This window comes from Martinezella lusitana (assembly GCF_900094565.1).
Classification (GTDB): domain Bacteria; phylum Pseudomonadota; class Alphaproteobacteria; order Rhizobiales; family Rhizobiaceae; genus Rhizobium; species Rhizobium lusitanum.
Genome location: NZ_FMAF01000008.1, coordinates 193933 through 216776, shown reverse-complemented (window position 1 = coordinate 216776; position 22844 = coordinate 193933). Strand labels below are relative to the sequence as shown.

The 22844-nt window shown below is 61.4% G+C and carries 22 protein-coding genes and 1 pseudogene; 8 read left to right on the top strand and 15 right to left on the bottom strand.

The annotated features are described in order from the left end of the window. Positions 1–18 precede the first annotated feature (18 nt). A complete protein-coding gene (locus tag GA0061101_RS18905; RefSeq protein WP_092574481.1) occupies positions 19–1659 on the top strand; it encodes a SulP family inorganic anion transporter in 1641 nt (546 codons plus the stop codon). Between the two features lie 9 nt (positions 1660–1668). On the opposite strand, the gene GA0061101_RS18900 is transcribed toward GA0061101_RS18905, so the two are convergent. Beyond that, positions 1669–2286, bottom strand: coding sequence for a 2'-5' RNA ligase family protein (locus GA0061101_RS18900; RefSeq protein WP_092574479.1), 618 nt, complete (start codon positions 2284–2286; stop codon positions 1669–1671). A gap of 243 nt (positions 2287–2529) precedes the next feature. Between GA0061101_RS18900 and GA0061101_RS39450 the strand changes: the two genes are divergently transcribed. The 4 genes and pseudogenes from GA0061101_RS39450 to GA0061101_RS18885 all read left to right on the top strand — a co-directional run bounded on the left by GA0061101_RS39450 (position 2530) and on the right by GA0061101_RS18885 (position 4314). After that, entirely contained in the window at positions 2530–2667 is a 138-nt protein-coding gene (locus GA0061101_RS39450; RefSeq protein ID WP_156143646.1) for a hypothetical protein, read from the top strand. A 161-nt stretch (positions 2668–2828) separates the two neighbouring features. Beyond that, a complete protein-coding gene (locus GA0061101_RS18895) occupies positions 2829–3392 on the top strand; it encodes a methylated-DNA--[protein]-cysteine S-methyltransferase (RefSeq protein WP_047556315.1) in 564 nt (187 codons plus the stop codon). Between the two features lie 124 nt (positions 3393–3516). After that, positions 3517–3677 (top strand): annotated as a pseudogene (locus GA0061101_RS40135) (NADP oxidoreductase coenzyme); the annotation flags it as partial. A 196-nt stretch (positions 3678–3873) separates the two neighbouring features. After that, positions 3874–4314: a lipid-binding SYLF domain-containing protein gene (locus GA0061101_RS18885; protein WP_037197221.1), complete on the top strand. Its 441-nt coding sequence runs from the start codon at positions 3874–3876 to the stop codon at positions 4312–4314. 334 nt (positions 4315–4648) lie between these two features. Here the strand turns inward: GA0061101_RS18885 and GA0061101_RS18880 are convergent, their stop codons facing one another. The 4 genes from GA0061101_RS18880 to GA0061101_RS18865 form a co-directional block, all read right to left on the bottom strand. Then, complete coding sequence (locus GA0061101_RS18880; RefSeq protein WP_037197222.1) at positions 4649–5779, bottom strand: Acg family FMN-binding oxidoreductase; 1131 nt, start codon at positions 5777–5779, stop codon at positions 4649–4651. 175 nt (positions 5780–5954) lie between these two features. Continuing rightward, on the bottom strand, positions 5955–7517 hold the full coding sequence (guaA, locus tag GA0061101_RS18875) for a glutamine-hydrolyzing GMP synthase (protein WP_092574477.1): 1563 nt from the start codon (positions 7515–7517) through the stop codon (positions 5955–5957). 102 nt (positions 7518–7619) lie between these two features. Next, complete coding sequence (locus tag GA0061101_RS18870; protein WP_047641117.1) at positions 7620–8261, bottom strand: 5'-methylthioadenosine/S-adenosylhomocysteine nucleosidase; 642 nt, start codon at positions 8259–8261, stop codon at positions 7620–7622. Continuing rightward, a complete protein-coding gene (locus GA0061101_RS18865) occupies positions 8258–8707 on the bottom strand; it encodes a PaaI family thioesterase (RefSeq protein ID WP_037197294.1) in 450 nt (149 codons plus the stop codon). The genes GA0061101_RS18870 and GA0061101_RS18865 overlap by 4 nt, the downstream gene beginning before the upstream one ends. A 164-nt stretch (positions 8708–8871) precedes the next feature. On the opposite strand from GA0061101_RS18865, the gene GA0061101_RS18860 reads away from it, so the two are divergent. Further along, positions 8872–9948: a DUF2252 family protein gene (locus tag GA0061101_RS18860; protein ID WP_092574475.1), complete on the top strand. Its 1077-nt coding sequence runs from the start codon at positions 8872–8874 to the stop codon at positions 9946–9948. A gap of 118 nt (positions 9949–10066) precedes the next feature. On the opposite strand, the gene GA0061101_RS18855 is transcribed toward GA0061101_RS18860, so the two are convergent. Next, positions 10067–10864, bottom strand: a complete 798-nt coding sequence (locus GA0061101_RS18855) for an alpha/beta fold hydrolase (RefSeq protein ID WP_092574473.1) — start codon at positions 10862–10864, stop codon at positions 10067–10069. Between the two features lie 321 nt (positions 10865–11185). Between GA0061101_RS18855 and GA0061101_RS18845 the strand changes: the two genes are divergently transcribed. Continuing rightward, positions 11186–11866: a GntR family transcriptional regulator gene (locus tag GA0061101_RS18845; protein WP_047556309.1), complete on the top strand. Its 681-nt coding sequence runs from the start codon at positions 11186–11188 to the stop codon at positions 11864–11866. Between the two features lie 12 nt (positions 11867–11878). Here the strand turns inward: GA0061101_RS18845 and GA0061101_RS18840 are convergent, their stop codons facing one another. The 4 genes from GA0061101_RS18840 to GA0061101_RS18825 are packed head-to-tail and all read right to left on the bottom strand — an operon-like array spanning position 11879 to position 16970. Then, a complete protein-coding gene (locus tag GA0061101_RS18840; RefSeq protein WP_092574469.1) occupies positions 11879–12964 on the bottom strand; it encodes a DUF1513 domain-containing protein in 1086 nt (361 codons plus the stop codon). Between the two features lie 5 nt (positions 12965–12969). Beyond that, positions 12970–14079, bottom strand: a complete 1110-nt coding sequence (locus tag GA0061101_RS18835; RefSeq protein ID WP_092574467.1) for an imelysin family protein — start codon at positions 14077–14079, stop codon at positions 12970–12972. Further along, positions 14079–15638, bottom strand: coding sequence for a di-heme oxidoreductase family protein (locus GA0061101_RS18830; RefSeq protein WP_092574465.1), 1560 nt, complete (start codon positions 15636–15638; stop codon positions 14079–14081). The genes GA0061101_RS18835 and GA0061101_RS18830 overlap by 1 nt, the downstream gene beginning before the upstream one ends. Positions 15639–15683: 45 nt before the next feature. After that, the gene (locus GA0061101_RS18825; protein WP_037197303.1) at positions 15684–16970 is read right to left on the bottom strand and encodes an imelysin family protein; all 1287 of its coding nucleotides are present in this window, start codon (positions 16968–16970) and stop codon (positions 15684–15686) included. 217 nt (positions 16971–17187) lie between these two features. Here GA0061101_RS18825 and GA0061101_RS18820 point away from each other — a divergent pair, with 217 nt between their 5' ends. Then, a complete protein-coding gene (locus GA0061101_RS18820) occupies positions 17188–17691 on the top strand; it encodes an HPP family protein (protein ID WP_037197305.1) in 504 nt (167 codons plus the stop codon). Between the two features lie 7 nt (positions 17692–17698). On the opposite strand, the gene GA0061101_RS18815 is transcribed toward GA0061101_RS18820, so the two are convergent. The 5 genes from GA0061101_RS18815 to GA0061101_RS18795 form a co-directional block, all read right to left on the bottom strand. Next, positions 17699–18988, bottom strand: coding sequence for an RsmB/NOP family class I SAM-dependent RNA methyltransferase (locus tag GA0061101_RS18815; protein ID WP_092574464.1), 1290 nt, complete (start codon positions 18986–18988; stop codon positions 17699–17701). 213 nt (positions 18989–19201) lie between these two features. After that, positions 19202–19570 (bottom strand): septal ring lytic transglycosylase RlpA family protein, encoded by a 369-nt coding sequence (locus GA0061101_RS18810; protein WP_037197308.1) that lies wholly within the window; start codon positions 19568–19570, stop codon positions 19202–19204. 398 nt (positions 19571–19968) lie between these two features. After that, the gene (locus GA0061101_RS18805; protein ID WP_092574462.1) at positions 19969–20841 is read right to left on the bottom strand and encodes an SDR family oxidoreductase; all 873 of its coding nucleotides are present in this window, start codon (positions 20839–20841) and stop codon (positions 19969–19971) included. Then, positions 20841–21998 (bottom strand): tRNA epoxyqueuosine(34) reductase QueG, encoded by a 1158-nt coding sequence (gene queG / locus GA0061101_RS18800; RefSeq protein ID WP_092574461.1) that lies wholly within the window; start codon positions 21996–21998, stop codon positions 20841–20843. Before queG ends, GA0061101_RS18805 begins: the two co-directional genes overlap by 1 nt. Positions 21999–22010: 12 nt before the next feature. Continuing rightward, complete coding sequence (locus tag GA0061101_RS18795) at positions 22011–22703, bottom strand: glutathione S-transferase family protein (protein ID WP_037197311.1); 693 nt, start codon at positions 22701–22703, stop codon at positions 22011–22013. Positions 22704–22844: the final 141 nt, after the last annotated feature.

Here is a 22844-nt window from a genome sequence, read left to right as displayed (position 1 = left end):
CCCTATGGTCGGTGATCGATGACGAAGCTGAGCAGCTGGTTCGTGGTGGACAGGGCGGATCTGGTTGCGGGCATATCGGTTGCCGGCCTGATGTTGCCGGAAGCCGTTGCCTACGCCGGCATCGCCGGCCTGCCGCCGCATCGGGCCATTCTTGCCGGCATCGCCGGATGTCTCGTCTATGCCGTGTTCGGCCGCAGCCGCTTCGCCATCGTCTCTCCGACATCCTCGTCCGCTGCCATTCTCGCCGCGACGCTGGCGGTCATGCCCGGTGACGCCACGGTCAAGGCCGGTTTGGCCACGGTCGCCGTCGCGCTCGCCGGCGCTCTGTTTGTCGTCGCTTCGGCCTTACGCCTCGGCGGCATCACCGGCTTCATTTCCCGACCGGTGCTGCGCGGCTTCGCGCTGGGTCTCGCGATCACCATCATCCTGCACCAGCTGCCCATCCTCGTGGGCGTGCCCGTGCAGGGCTCGAACATCTTTATCTACGCGGCAGCCCTGTTCGGCGCGGTTCTGCAGTGGAATCCGATCAGCGTCGCCGTCGGCGTCGTGGCGCTTGCGGCATTGCTGCTGCTCAAGCGATTGCCGGGTGTTCCCGGCGCCTTCCTCGTGCTTGGCGCCGGCATTCTCGCTTCATACCTGTTCGGTCTGGAGGCGCATGGCGTCAAGCTGGTCGGTGCAATCGAGATCCTGCCGCAATGGCCGTCGCTGCCGGATGCCGGCTGGATGGCCTATTCGCGGCTGGTGCAGTTTACAGTGCCCCTCGTGCTCATCCTCTTTGCCGAATCCTGGGGCACCATGCGGGCGCTGGCGCTGCGCTATGGCGAGACGCTGGAGGTCAATCGCGAACTCGGCGCGCTCGGCGCCGCCAATATCGCCAGCGCCCTCGTCCAGGGCATGCCCGTCGGCGCCGGTTTTTCCGCCGGTTTCGCCAGCGAGGCGGCCGGCGCGAAGACACGCGCAACCACTGTTTTCGCCGCCATCGGCCTTGCCATTCTGATTGCCTGCGCCGGGCCGCTGGTGGCGCTTCTGCCCGAGCCGGTGCTGGCGGCAGTGGTGATTGCAGCCCTCACGCATGCGCTCGATCCCAGCCCGATCCTGCATCTGCGGCGGCTGCATCGCGATTTCTACGTCGCGATCGGCGCTGCTGCGGGTGTGCTGATTTTTGGTGTCCTCAACGGCATGCTGCTGGCGATCGCACTCTCGCTTGCCGCGATGATGCATCGACTGGCCTCGCCCTATGTCGCCCGACTGGGGCGCCTCGGCAGCAGTCACAACTTCGTCGATATCAGCCGGCACGGCGATGCGTCCGAGATGCCGGGCATTGTCATCTGGCGACCAGGCGAGACGCTGTTTTTCGGCAATGCCGACACGATCTTCGGCGAGATCCTGTCGCGCAGCCGCAGCGAGGCGGGATTGCGGGCCGTCGTTCTCAGCCTTGAAGAGAGCTTCGATCTGGACAGCACGGGGATGGATGCCTTGATGGAGTTCGATGGCGCCATGCGCCGCGCCGGCATCCGCGTGCAATTCGCTCGTGCGCATGATCGGGTGCGCGATCTCATGGCGGCAGCCGGCATCGCCGACCTCGAGAGCCGCTGCAGCTTCAGCGTCGAGGATGCGGTGGCGGCGGTGATGGCGGATGACAATCAGCCGAAGGTTTGAACGGGCTGTTCAGTCGCGCAAAGTCCAATAGCAAAGATGCTCGTGGATTGATTCACCCTGTAGGCTGTTGATGAGGACGAAGTCTTTAGCTGTCCAGCTCACAGGTTCCTCTAGCACGGTGTCGGGAACTGGATGGCCCTGATAGAGTAGCGTCATATGCGGCTCGATGGGCTTTTCCTTGATGGGCGCAATGCCGGTAAGCCGCATGGCATCGACCAATTCCTGATAGATCGCCTTGAGTTCGGTGTTTCCATTCTCGTTCCATAGAACAAGCGGGCGATTATCGCCATTGCCGAAACTGACAGCCCGGTCGAAGACTACTGAACAGGACGGCTTCCTAACTCTAGAGGCGGCTTCCATCGCCGCAAACACCGTCTCTTCGGGCAAGTAGCGAAAAGAGCCGATAGTATAGAGCGTCACATGGAGAAGATTGGCTTTTCGCGGCTTCGCGAAAAACCGGTACCGTCGATGGAAATTGCCTGCAAGCTTGTGACTCTTTGCGGCGATCTCCGGATCGGGAAGGATTGCAAAATAGAGTTCGCTGATTGGCCTTTGATCGATTGGCGGTAGTGTCCGGCTGGACGAACCGCCGCTGAGATAGAGCGAGAGCTGGTCTTTATTCTTCATGGGATTGCGTCAAAGCCACACGGCTTTGCCTCCTCCTATTTCGGTAATCCGCACATCATAGGGACGCATGGCAGCTATATCAAGAACAAAAAGAGAACATATTTGATGAATCGGGGCGAGTAAACTGGCTGGCTGCGATCCGCCGAATCTCAATTTTAGAAATGCCATCGAATAAAATGCCCACTTGATTTGTTCACTCTCCGCCAGGGGTATTTGTGCCGTCTTCAAAAGGAACGATCTCACATGTTGACGAAAGCCATCTTCTCGATCGCCTTGCTCGCTCTCGTCGGTCTCGGTGTTTCCTCTTGTTCCACCTCGGACCAGCATGGCTCCGGTGGCAACATGACGATGAATCCTCCTCCGGCCGGCGGCGGATACTGACACGCCAGGATGCGAGGTAGGATTGGGGCGCCGTCATCGCGGCGGCGCCGTTTTCCTCAACGGGCAAAATGTCGGCAATATCGGCCCTGCACAAGAATCGGGTTGAATTTCACGGCTCGTGGCACGATTTTCATGACAAGTGGAAACACGGAGCGTCCGTCATGAACGAGACAAGGCAAGACTATCTGATCTTCGAAACCGCCGGCGGTTTCTGCGGCATCGCCTGGAGCGATATCGGCGTCATACGCTTCCAACTGCCGACGAAGGATGCCGGGGCGACCGAACGCCTGCTTCGGCGTCGCCTGCCGAATGCGCATCCCGGCACGCCGACGCCTGAAGTCGCGGAGGTCGTCGCCAAGGTGAAACGGTATTTTGCGGGCGAAGAGATCGATTTTTCCGGCGTCGCCCTCGATCTTGGCGAACAGGATGCCTTTTTCAAGCAGATCTACGATGCCGCCCGGCAGGTCACCTGGGGCCATACCACCACCTATGGGACGCTTGCGAAACAGCTTGGCGTCGGGCCGGAAGCAGCCCGCGATGTCGGCCAGGCGATGGCAAAGAATCCGGTCGCGCTGATCATCCCCTGCCATCGCGTTCTGGCGGCAGGCGGCAAGATCGGCGGCTTTTCGGCGCCCGGCGGTTCCAACGCCAAGGCCCGGATGCTGGAGCTGGAAGGCGTCCAGCTCGCGCCGCCGAAACCTGTGCAGCAATCACTGGGGTTCTAGGCAGCGGCACTGGGAGGAGGGGGGCTTCCTCCCCAGGCTTTCGATACCTGGCGGGCGCGGGAAAACAGCAGCGTCTCCTTGTCGTTGAAGCGCACAGGCGTCGGATCGCTATATCCCGCCTCGCGAGGTTGCAAAGGCCCTGCCGAACTGGAAAGGCAAGACGGTCATCGACGCTATGAACGCGTCACTTCCCTTGAGGAGTTGGACGGTCTCCCGTCCTCCGCCTTCATTGCGAAGTTGTTCACCGGCGCCAGGTTCGTGAAAGGTTTCAATCACCTGGTTGCGACCATGTGACCGATGCCGAGAACTGGTCGCGCGCTAATTTCTTCGAGCAGCGCGCGACCGAATATGTGCTCTAACGCTTTGTTATTATCGTGCTTTGGAACTAATGACGCGCGAAACTGTTCATATATAACTTTGATACGACGCTGACGTCGTCCCGGCCGGCTGGGTAAGCGGCGCTCTTGAGGAATAGCCCATCATGAAGATTTCGCCCGCATTTCGTTCAGTCGCAGTTGCCACCATCGCCGCCGCGGGAATTAGCTTTGCCAGCGCCGCGCATGCCGACAGCGGTACGATCCGTTTTGCCGTCTATAAGGCTGCCTTCTTCGTCGGTGGTTCCGGAGGCGAGGGCACGCTGACCTTCCATGGTCGCCGCTATCCCGTCTCGATTGGCGGTATCTCGGGCGGCCTCGCCTTCGGGGCCTCCAAGACCTATTTCCAAGGCACCGTTACCCATATTCGTCGCGCTCAGGATGTGTCGGGGATCTACGGTGCAGCGGGCGGCGGTGGCGCAGTCGGCAAAGGCGCCCAGATGATCGTCATGACCAATGACAAGGGCGCCCAACTCGAACTCACAGGCAGGCAGGTTGGCCTGCAGGTCAATGCCGATATCAGCGGTCTGAGCATCACGGTGAAGTAAGGGCGCCACTCCGTTCATCATTCCTTGGATGGGCCCGATTTGCTGAATTTGGCGATTGGGCACTTCCGGGAAAGGTGCCCAGAGAGTGCCCTTCGCCGTCTATTCTCACTCAATTGTTCTTACTGATCGTTACGCATTGAATTACAAGCGCAAAGCTTCTGCATACGACGAGGAACCGTCTCTCCGATCCGTCAGAAATTTCTGCTCTCGAATTCAAAGGAGAGTTTAGTCGATTCAGAAACTGCTTGGTTTCAGCGACTATCGATATCGATCGGTCGATTTTTCGAAATCTCCGGCAAGCGCGCTTTCGTCAGCCTCAAGGGACATCACGACCCTACGTCCGGAGAATGACGTGCTCGACCGGACGGCGGAGCGATCTGGGCAACTCCGGACCGTACCCGAATCTCATCACGAGATCCGGCCGACGATCGCCGATGCCGAGATAGGTGGCAAATTGCCCCCGCACGGCGGGAACCTCGACCGGTTGATTGATGAAGGCGTGCCGGAGTTGGAGAGCCGTCGCCTGAAGGGCGAAACGCTGACTGCATCGTCCGGCTTCGGCCCAGTAGGCGGGTTCGTTCTTGTCAGAGACGAACACGGCAACACCGGCCGAGCTTCTGAGCTGGCTCTCATAATTCCGGTTTTCAGCCTCCTTCGTGAACACCAGATTGAGGATCAAGCGGCCGATCCAATCCGGCAGGACTGGATTGCCGGAGGATTTCGAAAACAAGCCGTCTCGCGTCGAAAGGGCTGAGCCATAGCTGAATCGAATCCACGATTTCAATTCTTCTACGAACGCGACATCGTCCATCTGCGCACTGTTGCCCGCGACCAGATAGGAGAGGATCTCCTCACGCTGCTTCCGCTCTGTGAAAAGCAGCATCCGCACGCCTTGACCGTTTCCTGCGGCTTCCAAGAGCCGGAGATGTTCGGGCGGGACCGAGCGCCCATCATAGACAGTGCGCGTCGATTGACGATGCGGAATAGCGTCGAACAGGTCTGTCCGTTCGGGCGGCGCAGCCTCCAAGTCGACCCGAATTCCGCGCTCATCGGGATCGTAGCGCGGAACCGCCCGAAGTCCGAAGGCGCGGGCAGCTTGGACCATGTTCTCGACGGCGCAGCCGAGGCTGGCGAACACATGATGATCGTCGGGATCGACAGCGGGCAAGCGACGCCGGGAATCGGGCAGCACGAGGATCGAGCGATCCGAGAGCCGAAATTGCCAAGGCTGCGTGTTATGGCTGTTTGCCGCCAAGGTGGCATAACGGACAAGCTCTCGTTGGGCCGATGACGGCGGCAGATCGGTACTGTCGCTGTGCCGCCACGTGGCGTTGACAGCTTCCTGATAGCCGGAAAGGTCACGGGCATTCATCACAAACGCCGTTGCCCCACCAATTGCGATAAGTCCCCCTCCGGCGGCAAGCGCGGTCAAGAAGGCACGACGGCCTTGATAAATCTCAGACATGATAGTTGGGTATCACGGAGAGGCTCGGCAGACTTTGATCTGAATCAGGTCTTCAGCATTGACGCCATTCGCTGCCGGAGGGCCAGAGTTGCGCGAGGACTACCGACTGCTATTGCAGCGACAACATAGCTATTAGCACGCTGCTTTATCCCGGTTTACTCCGCAGCACTCCCCCTCATTCCCACTCGATCGTGCCCGGCGGCTTCGATGTTACGTCATAAACGACGCGGTTGATGCCGCGGACTTCGTTGATGATGCGGGTCGCGGCGCGGCCGAGGAATTCCATGTCGTAGTGATAGAAGTCCGCGGTCATGCCGTCGACGGAGGTCACGGCGCGCAGCGCGCAGACGAACTCGTAGGTGCGGCCGTCGCCCATGACGCCGACGGTCTGGACCGGCAGCAGCACGGCGAAAGCCTGCCAGATGGCGTCATAGAGGCCGGCCTTGCGGATCTCGTCGAGATAGATCGCGTCGGCTTCGCGCAGGATCTCCAGCTTCTCGCGGGTGATGCCGCCGGGGCAGCGGATGGCAAGGCCCGGGCCGGGGAAGGGGTGACGGCCGATGAAGCTATCGGGCAGGCCGAGTTCCTTGCCGAGCGCGCGCACCTCATCCTTGAAGAGTTCGCGCAGCGGCTCGACGAGCTGCATCTTCATGCGCTCCGGCAGGCCGCCGACATTGTGGTGCGACTTGATGGTGACCGAGGGGCCGCCGGTAAAGGAAACGCTTTCGATCACGTCCGGATAGAGCGTGCCCTGGCCGAGGAAATCGGCGCCGCCGAGCTTCTTGGCCTCTTCTTCGAAGGTCTCGATGAAGAGCCGGCCGATGATCTTGCGCTTGGTCTCGGGGTCGCTGACGCCCTCCAGTTCGCCGGTGAAGCGGTCGGAGGCATCGACATGGAGCAGATGCAGATTGTAGTGCTCGCGGAACATGGCGACGACGCCGGCCGCCTCGTCCTTGCGCATCAGGCCGTGGTCGACGAGGATGCAGGTGAGCTGGTCGCCGACTGCTTCATGAATCAGCAGTGCTGCGACGGAAGAATCGACGCCGCCTGACAGGGCACAGATGACGCGCTTGTCGCCGACCTGATCGCGGATTGCCTGCACGGCCTTGGCGCGATAGGCCGACATCGACCAGTCGCCCTTGAGGCCGGCGATGTTGTGAATGAAATTGCCGATCAGCTTGGCGCCGTCGGGCGTATGAACGACTTCCGGATGGAACTGCACGCCATAATATTTGCGCTTCTCGTCGGCGATGAAGGCATAGGGTGCGTTCGAGGAGGTGGCGACCACTTCGAAGCCTTCTGGCAACGCGGTGACGCGGTCGCCATGGCTCATCCAGACCTGATGACGCGAGCCGGAGGACCAGAGGCCCTCGAACAGCGCGCAATCCTCGTTGACGTCGAGGAAGGCGCGGCCGAATTCGCGGTGATGGCCGCTCTCGACCTTGCCGCCGAGCTGCATGCACATGGTCTGCTGGCCGTAGCAGATGCCGAATACCGGAATGCCGCTGTCGAAGATGATCTGCGGCGCCCGCGGTGAGCCCTCGTCCACGGTCGAGGCCGGGCTACCGGACAGGATCACGGCCTTCGGCTGCAGCCGCTTGAACCCGGCTTCGGCGGATTGGAAGGGGACGATTTCGCAGTAGACGCCCGCTTCGCGCACGCGCCGTGCGATGAGCTGCGTCACCTGGCTGCCAAAATCGACGATGAGAACGGTGTCTGGATGTGCTGTCTGGGTCATGGCGAGCCTTTAATGAAAAGCGCTTTCGCTGGCAATCGGGCAAATCATGCCGGAGCCGATTTTATTGTCCCGATTGTCCTCACATAGGGCGGTTTTGATCCGTTAAAACCAGAATACGCCGTCTTCCAATGCGGTAAACAGGCCGTCGACGGCATAGGACAGTTTACGGTCGATGACGTGCAGATATTCCGTCCAGTCGGAAATGCGCTGCAATTCGATTTGCCCATCGGAAATGCCGCGCAGCCCGATCAGCGGACGGCCGTAGATCTGGCAGGCGCGCAGCACCGCGAAGGTTTCCATGTCCACCATGTCGGTGCCGATGCGCTCGTAGGCATCCGTGCCGGACACGATGTTGCCGCCGGTGGAAAGGCTCGCTTCGGCAATAGCGGGAATGCGCAACGGCAGTTCGAGCGTGGCAGGCAGGTCGAGGAACGGCGTGCGACCCTTCTCGAAGCCGAGCGGCGAGGCATCCATGTCGCGGTAGGAGACGGAGCTGACCTGATAGACTTCGGTCTGCTCCAGCGTGGCGGAGCCGGCCGAGCCGAGCGAAACCACGAGATCGGGCAGGTCGTCCTGGGCTTCGAGCTGGGCAAATGCGCGGGTGAGCGCGATCCCTGCCTCGACGGGGCCGACGCCGGTCATCAGCGGATCGATGCGCGAGCGCAGAAAGGGCCCATATTCCGCCTCGGCCGCCATGACGAACAGGATCGATTTGCCCGAAACGCGCTTCAATTCGAATTTCATCCGCTAATTCCCTCTCTGCCACGGATGACCATCATCGTTCCGGTCATCGAGGCAATCAGCTTGGCCGGCCCGTCGCCAATCGCATAGCCGCGTCCATCGGCCACGATGATCGTCGTGCCCGGCTTGGTGACATCGCCGCGAAACAGGAAACGCTCGCCGCGTCCCGGCGACATCAGGTTGATCTTGAATTCGATTGTCAAAATAGATGCAGAGGGATCGATGACGCTATAGGCCGCAAATCCGCAGGCGGAATCCAGCGCGGCGGCGATGATGCCTGCATGGAGGATGCCGTGCTGTTGCGTCAGCTTGACGTCGAACGGCAGCTCGATCTCGACCGCGCCATGTTCGACGCGTGTCAGTTCCGCGCCGATGGTCGCCATCGCGGCCTGCCGCTCGAAGCTGGTTCTAATGCGGGCCCGAAAATCGCCGCTGTCTGCCTCTGTCATACCATCCCCTCTTCGCGGGTGCGAAATTGGCATGGAGAGGCGGCGAGAACAAGGGTCATGCTTTGGAAAAGCAAAGCCTCTGCCGCTTCTGCGGCCGACATCCAATTTCCTCAATGGCAGCATCATGCTATCCGAAACCAGAGAATACATGGCGAGGGGCATCGATGACGACGATCCTGCAATCGGTGGCGGCCTACGAGACCTGGATGCGGGCGCAGCTTGGCGACGATCTGGTCGGGTCCGGCCTGACAAAGAAGCACAAGCTCATGAAGAGAGACAGCTTCTCATTCCTGCGCGGAACCTACTGGCGCTGGGCCGAAACCATCCTCCAGATCTGCCCCGATCTCGCGAGTGCGCCGCAGATATTGGCGATCGGCGACACGCATCTCGAGAATTTCGGCACTTGGCGTGACGAGGAGGGGCGGCTGATATGGGGCGCCAACGATTTCGACGAGGCCGCCGTCATGCCTTACGCGCTCGATCTCGTGCGCCTGGCGACCAGCGCGATTCTGGCGCGGGGCAATGATGGTCCGACGCCGCGCGCCATCGCCGATGCCATTCTTGGAGGCTATCGCCGCGGTTTGCGGCAGCCGTCTCCCGTCATCCTGGAGCGCGATTACAAACGGCTGCGCAATGAGGTATTGCTGTCGAATGCCGAGCGCAGGGCTTTCTGGGAGAAGTATCGCAGTTTGCCACCGGCGAAAGACCCGGTGCCGGAGCCCTATCTGAAGGCGCTGCGCAGGGCATTGCCGGATCCGATGACAGAATTCGAGGCAAAGCCGCGCACGGCCGGCACCGGCAGTCTGGGCCGTCCGCGTTTCGTCGCCTATGTCGAATGGCGCGGCGGTCCTGTCCTGCGCGAAGTCAAGGCGCTGCTACAGTCTGGCTGGTCGCTCAAGCATAACCCCTCGGACAAGACGATCCATACGGGTGTTATCGCCGCGGGACGGGCGCGCTCGCCCGATCCACGTTACCAGGTGAGCGGCAAGCTTCTGGTCCGCCGTCTATCACCCAACAGCCGCAAGATCGAAGTCGACGGAGATATGCAGGTGCTGCTGGCGCCTGAGATGCTGGATCTAATGGGCTTCGAAATCGCCAACTGCCACGCCGACGATGCCTCGCACCTGCCAGGCATTGTTGCCGATCTCGATAAGCGGGGCACCGATTGGCTGCGAGCGGCGGCAAGGGCCGTCGCTGTCGCTGTCAGTGCGGAACAGGCCGAATTCGCCAGGAAGGGATAGGCCGGCAGCCTGTCGGCCTAGAGAATTCCGGGAAAAGTGCGAAGCGGTTTTCCGTCCGGGATTGCGCAAAAACAATAGCATGGAGCGGTTGGGCGATTCCGTGAAACGCGTAACCGCTCTAGTGGCCGGCCGCTTCGAGGATCAGGCGGGCGATCGTATCCGGGTGAGAGATCAGCGCAAGATGGCTTGCCTTCACCTCGATGGTCTTGGCGCCCATGCGCTTGGCCATGAAGCGTTCGAGGTCGGGATTGATCGTCCGGTCTTCGGTGGAGACCGCATACCAGCTCGGCTTCGAATGCCATGCGGCCTGGGTCGTCTTGCCGGTAAGGAGTTCCTTGTGGAACGGCTCCTGTACGGCATAGAGGACCTTGGCCTTGGCTTCGGGCAAATCGCCGGCGAAGTCGCGCAGGAAGGCTTCTTCGCTCAGGCGGCCCTCGTCGCCGTCAAAGACGATGCCAGCCGATGCCGGCGGCGTCGGATAGGTCTTGGCAAGCGCCGTGTAATCCTCGCCGGCATCGGGCGCACGGGCCGCGACATAGACCAGCGAGGAGACCTTCGGGTGCATGCCTGCCTCGGTGACGATCATGCCGGAGAATGAATGACCGACAAGCACGGTCGGGCCGTCCTGGCGATCGAGAACGCGCTGGACCGAGGCAACGGCCTCGGGCAATGTGGTCAGCGGGTTCTGCACCGCCGTGCAGTTCAGCCCCTTTGCCTGCAGCCGCGCGATGACCTCCGACCAGCAGGAGCCGTCTGCAAAAAGCCCATGCACCAACACGACATTACGCGCCTTTTGCGGGGCTGAGGTTGCCGAACCGCCAGCAACGTTGGTGGCGGCCATGCCGCTGGTGGAAACGAGAGAGGCGGCGGCGCCGGCAACAAGTGCTGCCGAGAAATTCCGTCTGGTTATCATCATGGTCCTGATCCTTTGCATCGAAGGGGTGAAGTCGGCAGCGGAAGGCCTTCCGGCCGAGGGCTCGCTCGCGATGTCATTGTCGTTGAAAAGAGCATTCCGCCGAAGCGCTCGGACAAAATCTGCTCTGCTTGCATTCTGGTCTGGCATTCTGGCCGCCCTGCGTATGCGGGAGGGCGTTTCATGAGGGATTTTGTATTCCTACTGCTCAGGATGGTCAATCATTGAATGCGTAACAGTTGCGTGATAGTCATTCTGCATGCAAGGTAGCAGAACAATAGCGACATTGCATACGAGATGGGGCAAAATGCCAGGAGATCGGGAATGACCAATGGGTTCGAGGATTCCGCTGACAACCGCGAATTGCTGTCGGACCGTATCCGCAACGCCCTGGCCGATGAGATCGCGACCGGAAGGCTCGAGGCAGGCGCGGCACTCGACGAGCAGCATCTTGCCGATCGCTTTGGTGCTTCGCGCACACCGGTTCGCGAGGCGTTGAGGCAATTGGCGGTGAGCGGCCTGGTCGAGGTGCGGCCGCGCCGCGGCGTCGTCGTCGCCCGCATGACACCGGAGCGCATCATGGAGATGTTCGAGACGGTGGCGGAGATCGAGGCCATGTGTGTGCGGCTTGCCACCTACCGCATGACGCCTTTGGAGCGCAGCCACCTGATCGAGCTGCACGATGCCTCCGAAACGATCGTGAAGAAGGGCGATTTCGATGCCTATGACGCCTTCAACCGCGCCTTTCACGAGGCGATCTACCACGCGACGCATAACAGCTTTCTGGCCGAACAGGCGATTGCCATACGCAGTCGCTTGACCGCCTTCCGCCGCGCTCAATTGCAGCAGGACGAGCGCCTCGATCGATCACGAGCGGAGCACGAAGCCATCATGCAGGCAATTGCTGAGGGTGACGGCGATATGGCGTCGCGGCGCATGCGGGCGCACATGCTGAATGCTGCGACGGCGCTGCGCCGCTTCATCGAAGCCAGCAAACCGGTCTGAGCCGTGGCGAAATCAGCCGCGGGCGATGCGGACGATATGCTGATCCCAGGCGACATCGCTGTGCTGGCCCAAGAACTCGCCCTCATAGGAGGACACGGCGAAGCCATGGCTGGCCGGCGCAATGCCCGCCGCATCAGGCACGCTTTCGACCTTCAGCACCTTGCCCGTCTTCGCATCGAGCGTCACCGATGTCCCCTCGACCGGCGACGTCACGCCCACGAGGTTCTCGGCGCGATTGACGGCGATGGCGCCGACATAGTTGCCGAGCGCGCGGGTCGTTTCGTCGGGCAGGGGGACGAAGGTTAGGTCCTCACCCCTGGCGAAATGGCCGACGAGCGGCGGCAGGTCGTTGCGATGGCCTTCATACTGACAGGCGAACCAGACCCGGCCGCTTGCATCGATATCGACATGCCGGGTGGAGACCTGGGCATATTGCGGCGGCAGGACATGTTTCTCGATCAGCCGGCCGCTCGCCGCATCGATCAGCGTCAGCGACGGCTCCATATGGTCGAGATTGAGCTTGGTGCGGCCGAAATCCGGATGCGTCTCGATGCCGCCATTGGCAACGATCAGGAACCTGCCGTCATCCGAGACGGTCATGTCGTGCGGGCCGACACCATAGGTCTCGTACTCGCCGATGCGGACAAAGCGGTTGCGGGCATCATAAAGCCCGATGATACCGCGATTGTCGTCGAAGTCGTTCTCGCTCGCATAAAGCAGCTGGCCATCGGGCGAAAACGTACCGTGCCCGTAGAAATGCCGGCCTTCCCTTGCGCTGATGACGATCGGCTCGGCCTTATTCCAGGGATCGAAGATCATCGCAAAGGTGCCCGGCCGGCGGGCGAATGCGACGGTCTTGCCCGTCGCCTTCGAGAAGGCCATGCCATGGGCGCGAGCGGGCAGGGCCACCTGATCGATGATCCGGCCCTTCTCGGTCACCGTCGCCACGGCAAAGGAGCCGTCGGCGGCGCGGATGCCCGACGCATAAACCGCATCGGCCCGCTCCAGGGCCATCAGGGCGCCGGGCTTGAGGGCTGCGAGGAATGTCAGCCCCGCACCTCTAACGAAAGCTCTCCGGTCGATCAGCCCGCTGCGCATCGCCCTTAATCTCCGTCGGCGAAGGAGAAGCCGGCCGAAAGGCCGATGGCGCCGCCATACTCGTCGCTGAAGGCGGTGGTGAGATCGCGGCTGACGGCAAGCAGCTTGTCGAGCTTGGCGCGCTCTGCATCGTCGCCAAGCGCTTTTTCGATATCCGGATTGATCGTCGGCGCGGTCGCCGCAAGCTCGTTCAGCAGCCTGTCGATCTTGGCGGCGGCGTCGCGCTTGTCCGCTGGCAGCAGGCTTGCCATATCGGCCTTTTCCCAGAGCGCCTTCAAACCCTCGACATTGCCGGTGAACGACGTCCAGGTGTTGGCGGAGCGCCAGTAGATCGCCATCTTTGGCCGCGCAGAGGCGGGATCGCCCTTGTAGAAGCTCTCCAGCCGCTGGTCGCGGACGTTGGCCGCACCATGCACGAGGATGCCGAGCAGCGCCGTGACCGCTTCCTTGTTGTCCATGAAATCATCGCTGGATTTGCCCGGATACTTCCAGGATTTCTGCACGCCATCGGGTGCATCCCATTCGTCGGCGATTTCCTTGGCCGTGTTTTCGATATTGCCGGCGACGGCCGCGCCATAGCGGCAGCGGAAGCCCTGCTTCTGGCTGGCGAGGACGTCCGAACCGGTGCCGTAGAGCACATATTCCAGGGCCGTCATGCTCATCAGCGCCACGCTCTTGCCGGCAACGGCCTCGACCGTCGCGTCCTTCTCGTCCGCCTTGGCGATCAACGCCTGCACCTGCTTGAGGCCAACACCCTTGCGGTCTGGATAGAACAGGATGTGCTCGAAACGGTTCTTGTCGATGATCGGGCCGGTATCGACGATTTCGATGCGCGACCAGCTCTTCACGGTGTCGCCGAAGGCCGATTGGGCGCTGGCGAGCGTGGCGGCAGTGGGATCGGCGCAAAGCGCCTTCATCGCCACGGTCAGCTTCGAGGCCGAGTCATGCATGGCGCGATAGCCGGGGCGAATGACATCGTCCACTGCCTTCCGCAGGGTTGCAGGCACGGCCGCTTCGTTCAGGCCGGCGCCATTGGCCGTCGCGTCCTGCGCATGGACTGATAACGCCGAGACGGTGAAGAGAAGGCTAGCTGCGAGACGTTTCCAGTGGCGCATCAAAGAGACTCCAGAAAGTTGATGAGGGCTTGCCGATCGTCCGTCGAAAGGTCGGCGAATGCGTTGCGGGCTTTTTCCGCCTCTCCTCCATGCCAGAGGATGGCTTCGGTCAAGGTGCGGGCGCGGCCGTCATGCAGATAGGCCTGCTGGCCGCTCACCGTTTGGGTGAGGCCTATACCCCAGAGCGGCGGGGTGCGCCAATCGCGGCCGGAGGCCACACCCACCTGCTGGCCGTCGGAAAGGCCTTCGCCCATGTCATGCAGCAGGAAATCGGAATAGGGCCAGATCAGCTGGAATGCCTGCGGTGAGTCCTTGCCATCGCTGCCCTTGATGTCGTCGCGGGTGACGAACTTCGGCGTGTGGCAGGCGGCACAGCCGGAACGATAGAACATCTCCTTGCCGTGCAGCACATCGGGAAAGCTCGCCTTGCGGCGGGCGGGCACGGCAAGATTTTCGGAATAGAAGGTGACGAGGGCAAGGATCGGATCCGGTGCTTCGGTATCGCCCAGGCGCTTCTGCACGCCGTTCGGCATGGCAAGGCAGCGCGGTTCCTTGGACGTGCAATCGCCGTAGGGATTCGGCCGGTCCGGCGTGGAAATGCCGATATCGGCCGAGAAGGCGTCCGCCACCTGGTCGCGCACCGTGGCATTCTGGGCCTTCCAGCCGAAGCGCCCGAGCGCCATCTGGCCAGTGCGGTGGTCGCGGACGATGGCGGGGCGACCGCGAATGCCCGTGCCGTCCTTGCCGTCCGGATCAGCATTGGCAAGGATATCGGCTTCCGGAATGGCCTCGATCAAGCCCAAGCCGATCATCGGCGGCGCGATGCGAGGAGAGAGGGTCGTCGTCGGATCCAGCGGTCCATAGGCCAGATCGGTCACGCCGTAATGTGGCTTGCGCAACGTCACTGTCTCGCCGCCCGCGAGCGTCACTGTCTCTTCCACATAGCTCACCGTCACCTTGCCTTCGGCGGCAAGGCCGGGCACGGCTAGATCCTGCAGTTGTTTGCCATAGGTCGAATCCGGAAAGTTGAGCGCGCGGAAATCCTTGGCGGCCTGCTCCTCTTCCGGCGTGGCGGCAGACCGCGCCAGGCGCAGGACCATCGAGGTCGCGGCGGCTCCGGTGGCCTCCGGCGGATGGCCGCGACCATCGCGGATGTGGCAGCTTTGGCAGGAGCGGGCGTTGAACAGCGGCCCGAGACCGTCGGAAGCCTGCGTGGAGGAGGGGGCCGAGACCCAGAGCTTGCGAAAGAGGGCGTTGCCTAAGTGGAAGTTCTCGCCGCGCTCCAGCCCGAGATTGGCCGAGGGCTGCGAGAAGATATCGCGATGGACGGGATCGATCGATGTAGCCGCCCCGCCCTGCATCGCCTCATAGGCCTCGGCCTTCGAAAAATCCGTGGTCGCGCGCGTGACGTCGCGCACCCGGTTCAGCTGCTCGGCGGAAAGATCGCCGCGGGTCGTCGGAAAGTCGAGGATGCCGGCAACGGCCAGGGTGATCGAAAAAACCAAAAAACCCGCAGCGAGGGCGGGCAAAAGGGCGCGGTTGGCCGGGATGTTTGTCATGGGTGTCAGGGCGGCAGCGTCTTGTCGCGCCGCCGCCCTCCTTTATTACTTCTTGAAGACAGAGTTAGGATTGTCCAGGCTGTCCGAACCTTCAAGCTTGATCGTGCCGAGATCGAGAGCGGCAATGACGCGCTGGATGCTCTTCGTCTGGTCGAGCAGGCCATCGATGGCCTTCTGCACGGTGGCATTGCCTTCCTTGTTGCCTTCGCCGATCATCTGGTCGTATTTCTCGACCGTCTCGCCGCGATGCACCAGCGCCTTCATGGCTGCAAGGGTAGCGTTGAGCTTCCCCTCGGTCTCCTTGTCGAGCGCTGCGTCCTTGGCCTTGACCAGATCGTGCAGCGACGGGCCTTTCAGCTTGGTGCCGTCGACACGGGTATAGTTGCCGGTATAGGCAGAGGCGATGCCGATGGCGTCGCCATTGTGCTCGTTATAGGTATTGTCGGAGAAGCAATCCTGCTCCTCTTCCGGATCGTGAAGCAGCAGGCCGAGCTTCATGCGCTCGCCGGCAAGTTCACCGTAGGAGAGTGAGCCCATGCCGGTCAGGATGGTGGTAAGGCCAGCCTTCGGATCGGCTTCGACATGCTTGGTGGCTTCGCCGTCCGGTGCCCACTTGGCCGTCATGTCTTGAAGGTCCGAGACAAGAAGCGTCGAAACGGATCTCAGATATTCCGCGCGGCGGTCGCAATTGCCGTGCGTGCAATTCTTCAAGTCGTAATCGGTGGCGGGGCGTTCGCCGGCGCCCGGTCCGGTGCCGTGCAGGTCCTGGCCCCAGAGCAGGAACTCGATGGCATGGTAGCCGGTCGCGACGTTAGCCTCGACACCGCCAGCCTGGTGCAGCGTGCCCGACAGGAATTCCGGGGTCAGATGCGAAGCATCGACATCCTTGCCGTTGATCTTGATCGTCTTGTTGGCAATGACGTTGGCGACATAGAGTGCGTTCTCATCGCTTTCCGTGCCGTAAGAAGCGTCGACGTAGTCGATCAGCCCCTCGTCCAGCGGCCAGGAATTCACCTTGCCTTCCCAATCGTCGACGATCGAGTTGCCGAAGCGATAGACTTCCGTCTGGGCATAGGGAACGCGGGCCTTGATCCAGGCGGCGCGCGCCGCCTTCAGCGTCTTGTCGCTGGGGTCGGCAAGCAACGCGTTGATCGCCTTGTCGAGCGCCTGTGCCGTCGTCAGGGAGTCCTGATATTTGGCATGCGCCACCTCCGCATAATGCTTGAGGACGGCAGCCGGCTCGGGAGCGGCTGCAAGGGCGGGAAGGCCGGATACGGCAGTTGCGGCAACGGCCACCGCGAGCACGGCGCCAAAATTGATCTTCAGTTTCATATTCCTCTCCTACGACAGCGGGGGGCACCGTCAAAAACTTGGTATTTTGTCTCATGTATGAAAAATAAACTTGTGTCAAATACTCTAGTTTAGAACGATTTTAAGGCAGGAAATTATTGGTTAAGGCCGCAGGAATGGAATGGATTTGCTTGAAAAAGCGGCAGATGCAGGTCAAAAAACAGGCATGTGGATTTCAGTTGAGTCTCGAAGATCTTTCATGCATCGCCATTTCAAGCATTTCCTTCACCGTCATGAGCCGAAAGGCCATTGGCAGGGGCATCTGAAGTCGGGTGTAGGCGCCATCACAGGCATGACCGCCGTTGGCGCTCTGGCGATTGCGACCGGCATTCCCTTGCTGATCGCACCCTTCGGCGCGACGGCTGTGCTGATCTTCGGCCAGCCGAAGAGCCCACTGGCGCAGCCTGCCAATGTGCTCGGTGGCTATCTGCTGGCCGCCATTGTCGGCAGCCTCGCCATGGCGCTGCTGCCGGGCCTTTGGTGGGCAGCCGCCATCGCTGTCGGTCTTGCTATCGCCGCGATGCTTATTTTAAGGGTGACGCATCCGCCGGCCGGCGCCGTGCCGCTGGTGGCATTCGGATCGCATCTGTCGGCGTGGACACTGTTCACCGTTGTCGGCCTTGGCGGCCTGCTGCTCATCGTCATTGCCGTGCTGCATCACCTCATCCCGCCCCGACAGCAATATCCGCTGCGGGCGGATTGATTTCACCTCACGCTTTCCGCTGCAGACGGCAGAAGAAGAAGCCGTCCGTATCGGTCGATGCAGGTGTCAGCGTAATGGTCTTGCCATCGGATGAGCGCGGCCGCGGCGCATCTTTGCCGAACAGCTTTTCCCAGGAACTCAACGCCTCCACGACGTCGAAATCCGGGTTCTGGCTGGCGAAACGGTTCACCTGCACTTCGTTTTCCTCGGGCAGCACAGAGCAGGTGACATAGAGCAGCGAGCCGCCGGGGCGGACGAATTCGCCGGCCTGGGCCAGCGCTTCCTGCTGTTGGCTGGTACGCTCGTCGAGGTTCTTCTGCGTCAGCCGCCACTTCGTGTCGGGCCTTCGGCGCCAAGTGCCCGTGCCGGTGCAGGGCGCATCGACCAGAACCTTGTCGAATTTGCCGCGCAGCGGCAACAAACCGTTGCGCTCGTCATGGACCTGGACATTGCGGGTTCCGGCCCGCTTCAAGCGCTCGATGATCGGCGCCAATCGCCGCCGGTCGGAATCATAGGCGTGGGCCTGACCCTTGTTGTGCATGGCAGCCGACATGGCGAGCGTCTTGCCGCCGCCGCCCGCACAATAGTCGAGCACTTGGTCGCCCTCTTCAGGCAGAACGAGATCGGCGACGATCTGTGAGCCCTCGTCCTGCACTTCGAACCAGCCCTTCTGGAAGGAAAGCTCGGCGGTGACGTTCGGCAACCGGGATGCACCTTCGCCGGCGGGAATACGGATGCCGAAACGGGCGAGCTTCGATGCCTGCGCGCCTGCGCGATCGAGCGCCTTCACCACCTTGGCGCGGTCCGCCTTCAGCGCGTTGGCGCGAAGGTCGAGCGTCGGGCGTTCAGAGAGGGCGTGCGCTTCGGAGAGCCAGTCTTCGCCGAAGGCGCGCTCAAAGGAAGGTTCGACCCATTCGGGGATATCGCCCTGGATGTGCCGGGGCGCATCTTCGAGCTTGCGGGCGGCAAAGGCAGCCAGCGCCTCGGCGCTCGGAGCCTCGGGGGCGAATTTGTCACCGTCGAGTTCGGCAGCCAGCGCCTCGGGCGTCAGGCCCCATTGGCGAAAGAGCACGGCATGGGCAAGTGCCGAAGGGCTGTCGTCGCCCATGAGCCAGGCATGGGAAAGCCGCATGCGTAGCGCGTCGTAGACGATATTGCCGATCGCGGCCCGATCGCCGGAGCCCGCAAAACGATGAGCGAGCCCCCAATCCTTCAGGGCGTCGGCCACCGGTCGCTTGCGCGTTTCGATATCGGCAAGAACCTCGATGGCCCCCTGCAATCGGCCGCCCAGACGCATTTAATACTCTCCTGCTTGCGCATGGTCCCGAAACTCGGTGGAGCTGTCGGGAAATGGCATGCGCTGCCAAAATGTCGCTGACGTCTCATCAATCCGCACGAATAGCGCACATGGCGGCGGATTATTGAGACGTCCCAACCGCGTGGTAGCCGCGATTGACGGAGAGAGCAAGCGTTGTGCCGAAATGCCCTATGCTTCCGGCCTGATCGCCGATTACTTCGAGGCGACGACTTCGTAGCAGACGCTGGCGGTGCCGGAGGCGACCATGCCGATATCCTGGGCCGCGGCGCGGGAAAGGTCGAGGACGCGGCCGCGAATGAACGGCCCGCGGTCGTTGATGCGAACGACGACGCTACGACCATTGTGCTTGTTGATGACCCTGAGACGCGTGCCGAAAGCAAGCGAGCGATGGGCGGCAGTAAGGTTTCTGGAACTCATACGTTCCCCGGACGCAGTTTTGGAGCTTCCTCCGTACCATGAGGCGCCTCCGCATCCATTCGAAGCTAATGCCGGTGTCGAAAGAAGAGCAAAGGAGGCGGATATAGTTGCGGCGATTGCCAAAGAACGTCTGATGTTCGTCAAACCGAATTTTCCCTCAAGCTGTTGAACTTGCGCCTTGCGTAGGCGGCGGGGCTTAAATCCGGCCAAAAATGGCGAAAAAGTGCCTGGTTTGATCACGGAATATTACAATATGTAACATTCGTGATGCAAAGCGAACTACATGACTAATAGTTGGATTTATCGATTTGTGGAAAAAATCTAATAAAATCAGTTGAAAATGGAACAATTATTCTTGTCGGCATACGGCGGCGCATAAGTTCACGAAAATCGGAAAAATAATTTTCCGGCCTTGCCACAATTGCTGCCGCATTTGGGCCAATTTAGAGGTCGTTAACCATAATTGTGGAGTAAATTGAACTAGGAGAGGCGGACAAGTAGGAATTTTCATGCGATTCCTCTTGATTGAAAGACGGGTTTTCCTAGCCGCGCCACCGCCCCGATGACCAGAGCTCCGCAAGCGACATGCGGTATTCGGGAAAGCGAAAGGCAAAACCGAGGGCGCGTAGTTTCGCGTTCGAGACGCGCTTGTTCTCGCCATAGAAGGACCGCGCCATCGGCGTGAGCTCGGCCGTTTCGAAAGGCTGTTCCGGGGGCGGTTCGACACCCATGAGACGGGCGGCTTCGGCGACTATATCCTGTGGCGGCGCGGGCTCGTCGTCCGTGACATTATATATACCGCCGAGCCTGCGGTCCGACAGGAACCGCGCGCAGGCGCCGATGTCTTCGACGCGGATACGGTTGAAAACCTGATTTGCCTTGATCAGCCGCCGCGCCGTGCCCTTTTCCAGATTGCTGAAGGCGTTGCGACCCGGGCCGTAAATGCCGGAAAGCCTGAGCACCGCAACGGGCAAGTCGAGCCTTACGCCGACGCGAAGCCAGCCGTCTTCCGCCTCGACACGCTCCACGGAGCGATCCGCGATCGGATGCAGCGGGGTCTCTTCGCTGATCCAGGCGCCCTTGTGGTCGCCATAGACGCCGACAGTCGACAGATAGCAGATCCATTCCAGCTTCGGCATCAGCGCACGCAAATTGAGCTGCGCCAGTCGCAGCAGCGGATCCCCCGCCCTGCCGGGCGCGATCGATTGCACCAGATGCGTTGCGGATTTCATCGCCTCACGGAGAGCCGGATCGAGCGTCTCGCCGTCGAAGACAAAGGCTTCGATGCCTTCCGCGGCCAATAGCTCCGCCTTGTCGGCCGAACGGGTGGTGCCCGTGATGCGAATGCCGGAGCCCGCGAAAGCCTTGGCGATGGCCGTCCCCGAGTAGCCACAGCCGAAAATCACCACATGCATCACATCGCCCCCGCTATTTTCCATTCCGCGCGAACCTCTTCGTCCGGCTCGTCATCCCTTTCTGCCGCAAATGCGCGAAATTCGCCAGCCGTCATCAGCCGCGACAGCGCCCAGACGGCCATGCCGCGCACGACGGACGAGGGGTCCTTAGCCAGATCGCGGCATAGCTCGATCAAAGCGCGTTCGCCGGAATTGCCGGCGGCGATGAGCACATTGCGGATAAAGCGGTCGCGGCCGATGCGCTTGACCGGCGAGCCGCTGAAGAAGGCGCGAAAGGCCGTATCATCCAATGTCAGCAAAAAGGCGATCGACGGCTCCTTCAGCTCTTCGCGTGCAACCAGCTTCATCTCGGAGGCAGCGCTTGCGAACTTGTTCCAGGGACAGGCGGCAAGACAGTCGTCGCAGCCATAGATACGGTTGCCGATCATCGGCCGGATCTGCGGATCGATCGGTCCCTTGTGTTCGATGGTGAGGTAGGAAATGCAGCGGCGCGCATCGAGTTGATAGGGCGCGGGAAAGGCGGCGGTCGGACAGACATCGAGACAGGCGCGGCAGGAGCCGCAATGATCGATTTCCGGCTCGTCCGGCTCCAGATCGGCCGTGGTGAACATCGATCCGAGAAACAGCCATGAGCCGTGTGTGCGGCTGACGAGATTGGTGTGTTTGCCTTGCCAGCCGAGCCCTGCTGCGGCCGCCAGCGGCTTTTCCATGACCGGCGCGGTATCGACGAAGACTTTTACGTCCTCCTTGGAGCGCGCGGCAAAGCGGGTGGCAATCTCCTTCAGTCGCCCCTTGATGACATCGTGATAATCACGGTTGCGGGCATAGACGGAGATTGCTGCCTTGTCGGTCTTCTCCAGAATGCCGCGCGGATCTTCGTCCGGACCGTAATTGAGGCCGAAGACGGCTATGGAGCGAGTCTCACGCCAGAGGACGCGCGGATCGCCGCGCCGATCGCGCGTCTCCTCCATCCAGCTCATGGTGCCGTGATGGCCCTGTTCCAGGAACTGGCCGAGCCTGACGGCTGCTTCGGGGATGGCGTCCGGTCGCGTGATGCGGCAGAGGTCAAAGCCTTGGGCGCCTGCCTCTTCGCGCAGAAAGGCGGTCAGTGCGCGCCGTCGCTTGCCGGCTTTTTCCGCTTCACGATCCTCGGGCATATCTAGCCCTCGTTAGAAATCCAGGTCGGCGTAGTGCGAAACCGGAGTTACACCGCGTACGCGCTCCGCCAGGATCGGTCGGAAGGACGGACGCGACTTCAGCCGCTGATACCATTCCTTGGCGACCGGCGATTCCGTCCAGTCGATCTCGCCGAGATAGTCGAGCACGGAAATCGAGGCGGCGGCTGCCAGATCGGCATAGCTCAGCCGCTCACCGGCGAGCCACTGCCTGGAGCCCGCAAGCCAGGAAAGATACTTCATATGCTGGCGGATATTGCCGCGCGCCATGCGCATCACCTTGGAATCGGGTGCGCCGCCGCCCTGGTCCGCGGTCATCTGCAGCTTGAAGACGCGCTCGCGCGTCAGAGGCCGCGTCACGTCCTGTTCCATCTTCTGCATGAACCATTCCGTCAGCCGGCGAATCTCGGCGCGCTGAAACGGATCCTCGGCCAGAAGGCGGCGATCCCGCTTCAGGACGCCGTGCGTCTCGTCGAGATATTCGGAAATGACAGTCGCGCCACAGAGCGCCCTCATGCTGTCATCGACATAGACGGGCAGGGTTCCCGCGGGATTGAGCGCCAGGAAGTCGCGGCGCTTTTCCCATGTCTGCTCCTCTATCAGCTCCGTCTGATAGCCATATTCGGTCAGGATCAGACGGACGAACCGTGAAGAAGATGACATTGGGTGATGATACAGCGTCGGCATTGATACTCGGGTGTTTCCAATTGGTGCTACGGAGTTTTTCGGGTCGCGATCCTGCGGCCCTAGTCATTTGTCATGGGTTGAAGCTATAGGAGCTTGGCCTAGTTTGCACAAGCGAATCGGGCCGCCCTGCCGTTTGACAAA